Source organism: Stappia sp. ABD4_338 (genome assembly GCF_056312175.1).
In genome coordinates this window covers 3550214-3563356 of record NZ_CM149982.1, presented here as the reverse complement: position 1 = coordinate 3563356, position 13143 = coordinate 3550214, and the positions used below count along the sequence as shown (strand labels likewise).

The following is a 13143-nucleotide window of genomic DNA, read 5'->3' as shown; positions in this document are numbered from 1 at the left end:
TTCAGCCCCCGTGGCCGATCGGCTCGACGAGAACGCGGATGCGTCCGCCGCACGAAAGACCCACCTGCCATGCCGTTTCGTCGGCGACGCCGAACTCGAGCATCGCGGGTTTGCCCGTCTCGATGACGTCGGCGGCCTCCGCGACCACCGCGCCTTCGACGCAGCCGCCCGAAACGGAGCCCTCAAAATTGCCCTCGGCGTCGATCACCAGATGCGCGCCGACGGGGCGCGGTGCCGAGCCCCAGGTCTCGACCACCGTGGCCAGCGCCACCGGGCGGCCCTCGCGCGCCCACGCCTCCGCCAGCGTCAGCGGATCGATCACGCTGGCCGCCGGGCCATCCTGCCCTGCTTCCTGCTGCATGTGCCCTCCAGTCCCGAACCGGGAAATCTCCGCGACACACACGCGGACGGGTTTGTCCGCCGGTGCCCTGTCGCGGGAACTATAGGCATCATTTGGGGCTGGTGCACGGGGGAGACAATGCGAGGTCCGTGGCGAAACGCCTCCCGGGCGCTTCGGAGACCCTCAAGGCATGGGCGAAACGCAAACGGGCGAAGCCATGGCTTCGCCCGTCCGGCAAGAGATCCGTGCGGCCGCTGCCGCGATGATGCCTACTCGGCCGCTGCCGCCAGGGTCGGAGCCGCGGCAAGCACCGTGCCGTCCACATGCTCCTCGAACTTGGCGAAATTGGCGACGAACATCTCCACCAGACGCGCGGCCTGGCGGTCATAGGCAATCGGGTCTGCCCAGGTCGAACGCGGATCGAGGATCGTGCTGTCGACACCCGGCACCGCCACCGGGACGGCGAAGCCGAAATGCGGGTCCGTACGGCATTCCGCCTCACGCAGGGAGCCGTCGAGCGCGGCGCCGAGCAGCGCGCGCGTGGCACGGATCGGCATCCGGTAGCCGGTGCCATAGGCCCCGCTCGTCCAGCCGGTGTTGACGAGCCAGCAATCGACTTCGTGACGCGCGATCAGTTCGCGCAGGAGATTGCCGTATTCGGAGGGATGACGCGGCATGAAGGGAGCGCCGAAACAGGTCGAGAAGGTCGCCTGGGGCTCGGTGACGCCCTTTTCGGTGCCCGCGACCTTCGCTGTGTAGCCCGAGAGGAAGTGATACATCGCCTGGGCCGGCGTCAGCTTGGCAATCGGGGGAAGAACACCGAAGGCGTCCGCCGTCAGCATGATGATGTTCTTCGGATGCGGCGCGCGCCCGGTCTCGCTGGCGTTGGAGATGAACTCGATGGGATAGGCGCAGCGCGTGTTCTCGGTCTTCGAACCGTCATCGAAGTCCACGGTGCGCGTGACCGGATCCATCACCACGTTCTCGAGCACCGTTCCGAAGCGCTGCGTCGTGGAGAAGATTTCCGGTTCGGCCTCCGCCGAGAGCTTGATTGTCTTGGCGTAGCAGCCGCCCTCGAAGTTGAAGATGCCGTCCGGGCCCCAGCCGTGCTCGTCGTCGCCCACGAGCGTGCGCGACGGGTCGGCGGAGAGCGTGGTCTTTCCGGTGCCCGACAGGCCGAAGAAAACGGCCGAGTCGCCGTCGGCGCCGACGTTCGCCGAGCAGTGCATCGGCATCACGTCGCGGCCCGGCAGCAGGAAGTTGAGAAGCGAGAAGACCGACTTCTTCATCTCGCCCGCATAGGACGTTCCCGCGATCAGGACGATCTTGCGGGTAAAGTCGCAGGCGATCACCGTATCGGTGCGACAGCCGTGCCGCTCCGGATCGGCCTTGAAGCTCGGCAGGTCGATGATCGTCATTTCCGGGTCGAAACCGGCGAGCTCGGAAGCATCCGGGCGGATTAGCAGGTTGCGGATGAAGAGCGAGTGCCAGGCGTACTCGGTGAAGACACGCACGGAGATCCGCTCGTCCGGATCCGCGCCGCCGTAAAGATCCTGCGCGTAAAGCGTCATGCCGCGCACGTGCTCGCGTATGTCGGCATGAAGGCGTGCAAAGGCCTCCGGGGTCATGGACGCGGTGTTGTCCCACCACACGGTGTCATGGGTGGTTTCGTCGACAACGACGAACTTGTCCTTGGGGGAGCGCCCGGTGTGAACGCCGGTCTCGACCACCAGCGCGCCGCCGGCCGCGATGTCGCCCTCGCCCCGGGCGATGGCATGCTCATAGAGCGCAGATGCCGTGAGATTGTGGTGAAGCCCCGCAAGCCCGGCAAGCCCGCACGTGTCCACGGGAGCCGATTGCTGCCCTACGCCCTTGTCCGCCATGTTTCCTTGGATCCCTGTCTCGGTTTGCCGGGCGCTTGTCCGCTGGTGGTTCGAGCGAGACGGATTTTCCCCGCCGGGTTCCGGTTGCCCGGCGCAACCGATCCCGCCTCTGGTCCGCGAGGTATCCATCTTCGTTTTGAGCAAGGCGAACCTAGTTGATGCGATTTCGATCAACAAGCGGAACAGGGCGCGAGACTTGTCGTTTAAATCGATTTAGTACTTGATAGGCGCAAAATATATTATTTCATCCGGCAAATTAATTATGGGACCGAACATGTCCGTATGGAATATTCGCTTCATTCGGTCCGCGCGCAGGGCCGTACATGCGGGCTCGGGATTCTTGTTCATGGGGAACGCTCAAACGTGGTCGTCGGTCCTGGCGGGGCCGGGTGGGGAGAGAGCGTGCGCCGGGGGTGTCTCATGAGTGTGGCCGGAACCGACGCCGCACCGACGCTGCTGCGTCACGGACTTTTCACCGCCCGCCTGGCACTGCCCATCATCGTTGCCCGCGCGGCACTGTTGCTGATGGTCACGGTGGACACGGTCATGGTTGGCCGGGCCGGGGCGGCGGAGCTTGCGTATTTCGGCCTGGGTGTCGCGCCCCAGGTCACGCTGATGCTTGTCGCGGTCGGCGGCCTTCAGGCAACGGCCGTCCTTGCCGCGCAGGCGCTGGGCGCCAATGACGCCTTTCGCGCCGGGGCGGTCGCGCGTGCCGCTCTCGTGCATGGCGTGCTCTTGGGGCTGGCCATCCTCGTGCTGTCCCGGTTTGCCGAGGGCTTCTTTCTCGCCGTGGGGCAGACGCCGGACCTGAGCGCGGGCGCGGCGCGGGTTTCCGGTGCCTTCGGCTATGGCATGCCGGGCATTCTTGTCTTCGTTGCCGGCAATCTCTTTCTCGAGGCGACCGGACGGCCGAAGACGGGCATGCTCATCATGCTCCTTGCCAATCTGATCAATGTTCCCCTCAACGCCGTCTTCGGCTTCGGCTGGGGCGGCTTCGTCGAGCCCGGCGGAGCGGAGGGCATCATGACGGCGAGCAGTCTGGCGCGCAGTTTCGCCGGCGTTGCCATCCTGGTCGTGCTCATGCGCGCCGCCCGGCGCGATGACGCCTTCAGCCTGATCCCGCGCCGTCCGCCGCTTGCGGCACTGGCCGGAGCGCTGCGTGACCCGGATGCGCGCGAACTGCGCCGTCTCGGGTTGCCCATGGGACTTGCGCAGGGCGTCGAGAGCGCCGCCTTCGCCACGGTCGTCATGATGGCGGGGTGGCTCGGAACGGCCCAGTTGGCCGCCTATCAGACCACGATGACGCTGGTGAGCCTGGCATTCATGATGGCGATCGGCACCGCCGGAGCGACCTCCATCCGGGTCGGTCGCGCACTTGGCGGCGGCGATACCGTGGGGATGCGCCGGGCGGGCTGGGCCGGCATCCTGCTCGGCGGACTCTGGCCTGTGCCGGTGGCGGTGCTGTTTTTCTTCGCGCCCGAGCGCGCCGCCACGCTCATCTCGCAGGATCCGGCGACCATCGAGGCCGCATCCCGTGCCCTGTCCGTTGCCGCCTTCATGCTGTGTGCGGATGCGTCCATGGTGGTGGCGATCGGCGCCCTGCGCGGGCTTGGCGATGTCTGGTGGCCGACGCTCCTGCAGATCGGGGCCTTCTGGCTGGTGGCCATTCCGGTCGCCTATGCAACGGCCATCGCCCTGCAGCTCGGCGCGGGCGGACTGATCGTCGGCCTGATCTGTGGCGTCGTGGTCTCGCTTGCCGGGCTCTGCCTTCGCTTCGCGGCGAAAACGAGAGCGCCGCAGCCCTTGCACTCGCCATAATTTATGCGCATTTGCAACGGCAAGCCTGATACATCGACCGTCCGGGTGCAGATACGGCCCGGAACGGACGGGTCGTGTTCCGCGCGGGTCGGAGCCAAGGCCGACCGGTGCCGTCGAGCGGGCCGGACGGGAAACACAAGAATGGGAGCTGGTATCGAACCATGCCGACGATCGCGCTGGTAGACGACGACCGCAACATCCTGACCTCCGTTTCGATCGCGCTCGAGAGCGAGGGCTACCGGGTCTTCACCTACACCGATGGCACCTCGGCGCTGGACCGGCTCATCACCGATCCGCCCGACCTTGCAATCTTCGATATCAAGATGCCGCGCATGGATGGCATGGAACTTCTGCGCCGCCTGCGCCAGAAGTCCGATCTGCCCGTCATCTTCCTCACCTCCAAGGATGACGAGATCGATGAACTCTTCGGTCTCAAGATGGGCGCCGACGATTTCATCCGCAAACCGTTCTCCCAGCGCCTCTTGGTGGAACGGGTGAAGGCGGTGCTGCGTCGGGTGCAGCCGCGCGATGCCACCACGGCGAAGCCCGAGAGCGACAAGCTCCTCGAGCGCGGCGACCTGGTCATGGACCAGGAACGTCACACCTCGACGTGGAAGGGGCAGCCTGTCACGCTGACGGTGACGGAGTTCCTGATCCTCTATGCGCTGGCGCAGCGCCCGGGAGTGGTCAAGAGCCGCAATGCGCTGATGGACGCCGCCTATGACGATCAGGTCTATGTGGACGATCGCACCATCGACAGCCACATCAAGAGGCTGAGGAAGAAGTTCAAGCTGGTTGACGACAGCTTCGACATGATCGAGACGCTTTACGGCGTCGGCTACCGCTTCCGCGAGGGCTGAGGCGGCTGCGGCTCCGCCCGGGAGCGCGATGCACGAGGGACACGAGGCGCGCCCGCGCGCCGGAGAAGGCGAAATGAGCGCGGAGGCTGGGACAGACAACGCACCCGATGCCGGCACAGGCCCACGATCCGAAACGGCGCGGGGCGATCGTCCGGCCGCGTTGCGCACGCTCGGCAATCGCCGCATCCGCCGTCGTTTTTTCGGGCGCATCGGCGGGTTCCTCGGCCCCTATCTGACGTCCTCCCTCACCCGTCGCATTCTCGTTCTCAACCTTGCCGCCCTGTGCGCCATGGTTGGCGGCATCCTCTATCTGAACCAGTTCCGTGCCGGCCTGATCGATGCCCGGGTGCAGAGCCTCCTCACCCAGGGCGAGATCATCGCCGGCGCCATCGCCGCCTCCGCGACGGTCGAGACCGACGGGCTGATGGTCGATCCCGAGCAACTCCTCCAGCTGCAGGCGGGAGAGAGCATCTCGCCGACCGACAGCGGGCGGCTGACCGATTTTCCCATCAACCCCGAGCGTGTCGCCCCGGTTCTGCGCCGGCTGATCTCGCCGACACGCACGCGGGCCCGGATCTACGACCCGGAAGGCATTCTCATCCTCGATTCGCGCCACCTCTATGCGCGCGGTCAGATCCTCCGCTTCGACCTGCCGCCGCCGGCCTCTGACGAACCGGGGCTCTGGGACAAGTTCTGGGCCGACGTGAAGCTGTGGTTCCGTCGTGGCGACCTGCCGCTTTACGAGGAGATCGGCGCTGGGAACGGGCGCGCCTATCCCGAGGTCGAGGCGGCCCTTGCCGGGTCTCCCGCAAGTGTCGTGCGCGTCTCGCCCCGTGGCGAGCTGATCGTTTCCGTCGCGGTTCCGGTGCAGCGCTTCCGTGCGGTTCTGGGCTCCCTGCTCCTGTCCACGCAGGGCGGCGACATCGATGCCATCGTGCGTGCCGAGCGTATCGCCATCGTGCGTGTCTTCCTGGTGGCCGCCACGGTTACCATGGTGCTCTCGATCCTGCTTGCCGGCACGATCGCCGGACCGGTTCGTCGCCTGGCGGCGGCGGCGGAACGCGTGCGCCGTGGGATCAAGTCGCGCGAGGAAATCCCGCAGTTCTCCGAACGGCGCGACGAGATCGGACACCTTGCGCGAACCCTGCGCGAGATGACCAATGCGCTTTACAACCGGATGGACGCGATCGAATCCTTTGCCGCCGATGTGGCCCACGAACTGAAGAACCCGCTCACCTCGCTGCGGAGCGCGGTCGAGACACTTCCGCTTGCGCGCAAGCCCGAGGCGCAGGAGCGCCTCATGGAGGTGATCCAGCACGACGTGCGTCGTCTCGACAGGCTCATCACGGATATTTCCGACGCTTCGAGACTGGATGCCGAACTCGCCCGTGCCGATGCCGCGCCGGTGGATGTCGCGACGCTTCTGCGCACGGTCGCCGATTTCGCCAATGATCGTGGCGACCCCGATCTTGCGCGGGTCGAACTGGCGATCACGCCTTCGAGGCGCGACCACCCCTATCGTGTCATCGGTCACGACAGCCGTCTCGCCCAGGTCATCAACAATCTGGTCGACAATGCCCGTTCCTTCTCGCCGCCCGATTCCCGTGTGCTGATCACCGCGACGCGCACCGCGGATGCGGTGGTCGTGACGGTCGAGGACGAGGGGCCGGGCATTCGCGCGGAGCTGCGGGACCGCATCTTCGAGCGTTTCTACACGGACCGTCCCGAGGCCGAGGGCTTCGGCAACAACTCGGGCCTCGGCCTGTCCATCTCGCGCCAGATCATCGAGGCCCATCGCGGAACCATCGCGGTGGAGAACCGGGAGGAATCCGACCCGGATACCGGCGAGACACGCGTCCTGGGCGCGCGCTTCATCGTTTCGCTGCCGGCGGAGAAGAAGGCGTGAGCGGAGGCGGGACCAACGTTCATGCCTCCTGCGTTCTCATCGGCGCGTCCGGTGTCCTGCTCCGCGGCGGTTCGGGAGCCGGCAAGTCCCGGCTCGGCGATCTTCTGGTCCTGCAGGCGCGAGCGGAAGGGCGCTTTGCAGCCCATGTGGCCGATGACCGCGTGGAACTCGCGGTTGCTCACGGGCGGGTCGTCGCGACAGCTCCGCATATGCTGAGCGGTCTTTGGGAGCGCCGGGGCGAGGGCATCTGTCGTGTGGCGGTTGAACCGCGTGCCCTCCTGCGCCTGGTCGTCGACCTGGAAAACGCTTCGGAGATCGAACGGATGCCGGACGAGCAGGCAATGGGAGAGACGCTTCTGGGAGTGCGTCTGCCGCGCCTTGTGCTGGCCGGTGCGGAACCGCATCTTGCGGCCCTGAGAATTCTGACAGGGCTCGGGAAAGCCTGACCCGGTCCGCGACTGGCGAAAAACCATGCAGATCGCGCCGATTTTTCTTGCACTGCAATGCAGGCTTGCGGACATTGGGCGCCCGGTCGCGCGAAGACCGGCACCTTGCGGCGCAAGATAAGCGCGCGGGTGCAATCGACCCGGGCGTGGGGCGCATCAACGAATGACGGACAGGGCATGATCGGACTGGTACTGGTCACACACGGACGTTTGGCGGAAGAATTCAAGTCGGCGCTCGAGCATGTCGTCGGTCCGCAGGACCGGATCGCCACCATCTGCATCGGCCCCGACGACGACATGGAGCAGCGCCGCCAGGACATCCTTGCCGCCGTGGAGGCGGTGAACGACGGTCAGGGCGTTGTGCTTCTCACGGATATGTTTGGCGGCACGCCCTCCAACCTCGCCATCTCGGTGATGGACGGCACCCAGATCGAGGTGATCGCCGGCGTGAACCTGCCCATGCTCATCAAGCTGGCCAGCGTGCGGGCGGATGCCGCCGTGGCCGATGCCGTGGAGGAAGCCCGCAAGGCCGGCCAGAAATACATCTCGGTCGCAAGCCAGGTTCTGTCCGGTCACGGGTGAGGACGACGATGGATATGACCCAAGCCGCCAGCGCCGATGAGGCGCGAGAGCTCGTCATCGTGAACAGGCGTGGCCTTCATGCCCGTGCCTCGGCCAAGCTGGTGAAGCTTGTGGAGACGTTTGACGCCGAGGTGACCGTCACCAAGGACGGACAGTCTGTCGGCGGCACCTCGATCATGGGCTTGATGATGCTCGCCGCAAGCCCCGGCTGCTGTATCCGGGTGAGTGCCACGGGCGCCGAGGCCGAGGCGGCGCTGGCCGCGATCAGCGAACTGGTCGAGGGCGGTTTCGGCGAGACCGACTGACCTGCTCCCCCCCCCCCACACACACATGCAGGATTTCCGGAGCATGGCCTGTGCCTTCCGCCGCACCTCTTGAGCGGAGGAGCGCGAGGCTGCTAGAACTCCCCCGGGCACCGTCCCGAAGCTCATGCGCGCCTGGCCGGTGCGCCTTCCCGGACACTGTCGCTGACGGGATCACCGTGTTCCGCGCGAGACGTCCGGCCGACCCCTGGGGTGTTTCGTGACCTCTCCATCAACTTCGAATTCACGTGGTTTGCCCGAGCCCGCGCGCTTCGGTCGAATCGCGGCGACGCTTCCCGTTGCGGACATGGACCGCGCACTTGCGTTCTGGGAAGGCGGCCTCGGCTTCGAGCGTGTCTTCGCCAATGGGGATCCGATCGGCTTCGTGATCCTCAAACGGGAGGCGGCGGAGGTGCATCTCACCCTTCAGCCGGATCACCGTCCGCCGGCCTTTGCCGTCGCGCACATGATGGTCGGGGACATTGACGCCCTGCATGATGTGGTCCGCGCCTTCGGCCTGCGCATCCTGAAGGGCCTGAGAACCCACGACTACGGACTGCGTGCCTTCGTGTTCGCCGATCCCGACGGAAACCGCATAGACGCGGCCGCGCCGGCAGGAGAATGTTAAGGATAAGGACATAAAGAAATCTTTATATCCTTATTGCCTTGTATTGCGCTGCCCCCTATAAGTCTTGTGGGATTTCGCGGGTCGGAATGCGGCGGTGGCCGTTTCTTCCGCCTGCCAGAAGGGGCCGGACCGGCATGGGCGGGTCCGGTCGTCCGTAGGGAACGTATGTCCCGCACGACCCTGTGAGGTCGGTGGGCGGGGCAGCGCATTTCAATCGAAAAAGCGAGTGAACGATACCGATGAGCACCGCAACGGACTACTACGTGAAGGACATCTCCCTGGCTGACTATGGCCGCAAGGAGATCGACATCGCCGAGACGGAGATGCCGGGCCTGATGGCCTGCCGTGAGGAGTTTGGCGAGAAGAAGCCGCTCAAGGGCGCGCGTATCGCCGGGTCCCTGCACATGACCATCCAGACGGCGGTCCTGATCGAGACCCTCGTTGCTCTTGGCGCCGACGTGCGCTGGGCTTCGTGCAACATCTTTTCCACCCAGGACCATGCCGCTTCGGCCATCGCCGCCGCCGGCGTGCCGGTCTTCGCCGAGAAGGGGGAGACGCTGGAGGAGTACTGGGACTATTGCGACCGCATCTTCCAGTTCGAGGAAGGCACGGCCAACATGATCCTCGACGATGGTGGCGACGCCACCATGTACATTCTGCTCGGCGCCCGTGCCGAGGCCGGCGAGGACGTCCTGTCCAACCCGCACTCGGAGGAGGAGAAGGTCCTCTTCGCGCAGATCCGCAAGCGCCTTGCCGCGAGCCCGGGCTGGTTCACGAAGCAGCGTGACGACATCCAGGGCGTCTCCGAGGAGACCACGACCGGCGTCAACCGCCTGTATCAGCTCAAGGCCAAGGGTCTGCTGCCGTTCCCGGCGATCAACGTCAACGATAGCGTGACCAAGTCGAAGTTCGACAACAAGTACGGCTGCAAGGAAAGCCTCGTCGACGGCATCCGTCGCGGGACCGACGTGATGATGGCCGGCAAGGTCGCCGTCGTTTGCGGCTATGGTGACGTGGGCAAGGGCTCGGCCGCCAGCCTTCGCGGCGCGGGTGCGCGTGTGAAGGTGACCGAGGTCGACCCGATCTGCGCCCTGCAGGCCTCCATGGACGGCTTCGAGGTCACCACGCTGGAGAAGGCGGCTCCGGTCGCCGACATCGTCATCACGACGACCGGCAACAAGGACGTCGTCACCGTCGATGACATGCGCGCCCTCAAGGACATGGCGATCGTCGGCAACATCGGCCACTTCGACAACGAGATCCAGGTCGAGGGTCTGCGCAACTTCAAGTGGACCAACATCAAGCCTCAGGTCGACATGATCGAGTTCCCGGACGGCAAGCGCATGATCCTTCTCTCCGAAGGGCGTCTGCTGAACCTGGGCAACGCAACCGGTCATCCGAGCTTCGTTATGTCGGCGAGCTTCACCAACCAGGTGCTGGCCCAGATCGAACTGTGGACGCGTCCGGATGCCTACGAGAAGGACGTCTACGTCCTGCCGAAGCACCTCGACGAGCGCGTCGCGCGTCTGCACCTGGAGAAGCTGGGTGTCGAGCTGACCGAACTCAGCACGGAACAGGCCGATTACATCGGCGTGTCGGTGACGGGGCCCTACAAGCCCGAACACTACCGCTACTGATATCCCGCAAGGGGCCTCGCGCCCCTTGCCGCGACCTGTCCTTGCAGGGCACATGGACGGGGGCTGTGGACGACACGGCTCCCGTTTACTTTTCGGTAACGCACCCTTCTTCGCGATTCGCCTTTGCGCTATGGTCTTTGCGAATCGGTCGGTTCGTGAGGCAGAACTGACCGTGTGGGCCCGAGTGCCCGATGCGGCGGTTAAAGGATCATGCGGATGCCGGGGGACGGCTGTCAGCACGCGCGTGCCACTCGCGCGTGGCAAAATTGGAGTCGAAAATCAGTCCTGCGGGCTGGGGCATCCACGGTGTCCCTTCTCTCCACGACGATTGGCGCCGCCGCGCAGAGCGCGGTGACTGCCGCCGATGCGTTGGAGCCGTTTCCCCTCGATGCCACCAAGGTCGTCTGGATTGCCGCCATCGGCGGGGCGGTCACTTTCGCCGTGGCGTCGGCTGTCGCCCTCCTCAGACACAATCGCTCCTCCAGCGGAGACCTTGCGGCCGCCCGTCAGAAGAGCGCGGCCCTGGCGGCGCGTCTCGATCGTCTTGAAAGCCTGATCGCGTCCGACGACCAGCGCATCGTCGTCTGGCAGGACGGCGAGGAACCGATGGTCGCGGGTGTTCTGGACGAGACGTCCGGAGTTCCCCGTTCTCCCGCCCGCCTGCTTGCCTTCGGGTCCTGGCTCGACGCGCGTGAAGCGGAAATGCTCGAGCATGCGGTCGAGCGGCTGCGCCGGCATGGTGAAGCCTTTCGTCTCGTTCTTCCCACGACCCTGGACGGTCTGGTCGAGGTGCGGGGCCGTGTCGCGGCCAGTGCCCCCGTGATGCGCCTGCGCGACCTGACCGGCGAGCGGCGCAGCCATGCCCTTCTCGCCGGCAGGCACGAGGCGCAGACGCATGAACTCGAGACGCTGCGCTCGATCCTCGACGGCTTCGCCGGGCCGGCCTGGCTGCGCGACGGTGAGGGCGCCCTGATCTGGGCCAATGCAGCCTTTGCGCGCGCGGTCGAGGCCGCAGACGCGAAAACGGCGGTGGACGGGGGCACCGAGTTTCTGGATTCCAAGGGACTCCAGACCATCGAGAAGGAGCGCGGCGCCGACGGTTTCGCCCGTGCCCGCATGCCGGTCGTCGCGGCCGGCGCGCGCCGGATCTTCGATGTCACCCATTTCGTTGCCGAAGGCGGTGCGGGCGGTATCGCGGTCGATGTCAGCGAGCTCGAGAACGTGCGCCAGGAACTTGGCCGCACCATCGACTTTCACGCCCGTACGCTCGACCAGCTCGCGACGGCCGTGGCCATCTTCGGTTCGGACCGCAAGCTTCAGTTCTACAATGCCGCCTTCCGTGCATTGTGGGACCTGGACACCGGTTTTCTGGAGCAGATGCCTTCCGACGGCGCGCTTCTCGACGCGCTGCGCGCGGCCCGCAAGCTGCCGGAGCAGGCCGACTATCGCGGCTGGCGCAACAAGTTGCTGGAAAGCTACACCTCGCTCGAGCCGCGCGAGTTCTGGTGGCACCTGCCGGACGGTCGGACGCTGCGCGTCATCGCCAACCCCCATCCCCAGGGCGGCGTGACCTACATCTACGAGAACGTGACGGAACGGCTTGATCTCGAAAGCCGCTACAACTCGCTGATCCGGGTGCAGGGCGAGACGCTGGACAATCTCTCCGAGGCGGTCGCCGTGTTCGGTTCCGACGGGCGCCTGCGTCTGTGGAATCCGGCCTTCGAAATGATCTGGGACCTTGCCGACGACCGGCTCGGCGACAGTCCGCACATCACCCGTATCGTCAATGCGGACGGGCTGGAGCCGGACGAGGCGACGACATGGCAGCGGCTCGTCACCGCTGTCACCAGCCTCGCCGACAACCGCGAGCCGGTCTATGGCCGTCTGGAGCGCGACAGCGGCGAGGTCATCGACTATGCGACGGTGCCGCTGCCCGACGGCGGCACGCTCATCACCTTCGTCAACGTGACGGACTCGGTGAACGTGGAGCGCGCACTTCTCGACAAGAACGAGGCGCTGGAACAGGCCGATCAGCTCAAGAACGCCTTCATCCAGCACGTCTCCTACGAACTGCGCTCGCCCCTGACCAACATCATCGGCTTCGCGCAGCTCTTGTCGGATCCGAAGTTCGGCCCCCTCACGCTCAAGCAGAACGAGTATGTGGACTACATCCTGTCGTCCTCCTCGGCGCTTCTGGCGATCATCAACGACATTCTGGACCTGGCGACAATCGATGCCGGCATCATGGAGCTCGATGTCTCCGCGGTGGACGTGGCGCGCACCGTTCAGGCGGCCGTCGAGGGCCTGAAGGACCGGCTGACCGAAAGCGGCATCACGCTCAAACTGGAGGTCGCGCCCGACGTCGGCGTGATCGAGGCCGACGAGCGGCGCCTGCGCCAGGTCTTGTTCAACCTCTTGTCCAATGCGCTGCGGTTTTCGGATGTGGGGGGCGAGATCGACGTCGCCTGCCGTCGGGACGACGACGCGCTGGAGTTCGAGGTCCGTGACCACGGATGCGGAATTCCCGAGGACATGCTCGATCAGGTCTTCGCGCGTTTCGTCGGACGGGATGCCGGAGTGCGTCGTCGCGGCGCCGGTCTCGGCCTGTCCATCGTCAAGAGCTTCGTGGAGCTGCATGGCGGCACGGTGAGCATCGAGTCGGAAGAGGGGGTCGGCACACGTGTCGTCTGCCGATTTCCCGTCTCTCCCGCAGTCCTCAAGCACGCCGCCGAATAGCTGAC

At 65.8% G+C, this 13143-nt stretch carries 11 protein-coding genes; 9 read left to right on the top strand and 2 right to left on the bottom strand.

Translation table 11 applies throughout. The annotated features are described in order from the left end of the window. Position 1 precedes the first annotated feature (1 nt). Positions 2-361: an XdhC family protein gene (locus ACYX4S_RS16005; RefSeq protein ID WP_422067667.1), complete on the bottom strand. Its 360-nt coding sequence runs from the start codon at positions 359-361 to the stop codon at positions 2-4. Positions 362-609: 248 nt separating this feature from the next. After that, positions 610-2223, bottom strand: a complete 1614-nt coding sequence (locus ACYX4S_RS16000; protein ID WP_476360923.1) for a phosphoenolpyruvate carboxykinase — start codon at positions 2221-2223, stop codon at positions 610-612. Positions 2224-2643: 420 nt separating this feature from the next. On the opposite strand from ACYX4S_RS16000, the gene ACYX4S_RS15995 reads away from it, so the two are divergent. The 9 genes from ACYX4S_RS15995 to ACYX4S_RS15955 all read left to right on the top strand — a co-directional run bounded on the left by ACYX4S_RS15995 (position 2644) and on the right by ACYX4S_RS15955 (position 13138). Next, positions 2644-4041, top strand: coding sequence for an MATE family efflux transporter (locus ACYX4S_RS15995; RefSeq protein WP_476360922.1), 1398 nt, complete (start codon positions 2644-2646; stop codon positions 4039-4041). Between the two features lie 161 nt (positions 4042-4202). Further along, on the top strand, positions 4203-4901 hold the full coding sequence (locus tag ACYX4S_RS15990; protein ID WP_293719114.1) for a response regulator transcription factor: 699 nt from the start codon (positions 4203-4205) through the stop codon (positions 4899-4901). A gap of 73 nt (positions 4902-4974) precedes the next feature. Next, the gene (locus ACYX4S_RS15985; protein WP_476360921.1) at positions 4975-6807 is read left to right on the top strand and encodes a stimulus-sensing domain-containing protein; all 1833 of its coding nucleotides are present in this window, start codon (positions 4975-4977) and stop codon (positions 6805-6807) included. Further along, entirely contained in the window at positions 6804-7253 is a 450-nt protein-coding gene (locus ACYX4S_RS15980) for an HPr kinase/phosphorylase (RefSeq protein ID WP_476360920.1), read from the top strand. The genes ACYX4S_RS15985 and ACYX4S_RS15980 overlap by 4 nt, the downstream gene beginning before the upstream one ends. Positions 7254-7430: 177 nt before the next feature. Next, a complete protein-coding gene (locus ACYX4S_RS15975) occupies positions 7431-7835 on the top strand; it encodes a PTS sugar transporter subunit IIA (RefSeq protein ID WP_293719109.1) in 405 nt (134 codons plus the stop codon). Positions 7836-7849: 14 nt separating this feature from the next. After that, positions 7850-8140, top strand: coding sequence for an HPr family phosphocarrier protein (locus tag ACYX4S_RS15970; protein WP_476362880.1), 291 nt, complete (start codon positions 7850-7852; stop codon positions 8138-8140). A 250-nt stretch (positions 8141-8390) separates the two neighbouring features. Further along, positions 8391-8765: a VOC family protein gene (locus ACYX4S_RS15965; RefSeq protein WP_476360919.1), complete on the top strand. Its 375-nt coding sequence runs from the start codon at positions 8391-8393 to the stop codon at positions 8763-8765. 239 nt (positions 8766-9004) lie between these two features. After that, positions 9005-10402 (top strand): adenosylhomocysteinase, encoded by a 1398-nt coding sequence (gene ahcY / locus ACYX4S_RS15960; RefSeq protein ID WP_476360918.1) that lies wholly within the window; start codon positions 9005-9007, stop codon positions 10400-10402. A 306-nt stretch (positions 10403-10708) separates the two neighbouring features. Beyond that, complete coding sequence (locus ACYX4S_RS15955) at positions 10709-13138, top strand: sensor histidine kinase (protein ID WP_476360917.1); 2430 nt, start codon at positions 10709-10711, stop codon at positions 13136-13138. Positions 13139-13143 lie beyond the last annotated feature (5 nt).

What these genes read in the sequence shown, in the direction of transcription:
- ACYX4S_RS16005 (WP_422067667.1), bottom strand. Translation starts at nt 361, where the DNA reads ATGCAGCAGGAAGCAGGGCAGGATGGCCCGGCGGCCAGCGTGATCGAT.
- ACYX4S_RS16000 (WP_476360923.1), bottom strand. Translation starts at nt 2,223, where the DNA reads ATGGCGGACAAGGGCGTAGGGCAGCAATCGGCTCCCGTGGACACGTGC.
- ACYX4S_RS15995 (WP_476360922.1), top strand. Translation starts at nt 2,644, where the DNA reads ATGAGTGTGGCCGGAACCGACGCCGCACCGACGCTGCTGCGTCACGGA.
- ACYX4S_RS15990 (WP_293719114.1), top strand. Translation starts at nt 4,203, where the DNA reads ATGCCGACGATCGCGCTGGTAGACGACGACCGCAACATCCTGACCTCC.
- ACYX4S_RS15985 (WP_476360921.1), top strand. Translation starts at nt 4,975, where the DNA reads ATGAGCGCGGAGGCTGGGACAGACAACGCACCCGATGCCGGCACAGGC.
- ACYX4S_RS15975 (WP_293719109.1), top strand. Translation starts at nt 7,431, where the DNA reads ATGATCGGACTGGTACTGGTCACACACGGACGTTTGGCGGAAGAATTC.
- ACYX4S_RS15970 (WP_476362880.1), top strand. Translation starts at nt 7,850, where the DNA reads ATGACCCAAGCCGCCAGCGCCGATGAGGCGCGAGAGCTCGTCATCGTG.
- ahcY (WP_476360918.1), top strand. Translation starts at nt 9,005, where the DNA reads ATGAGCACCGCAACGGACTACTACGTGAAGGACATCTCCCTGGCTGAC.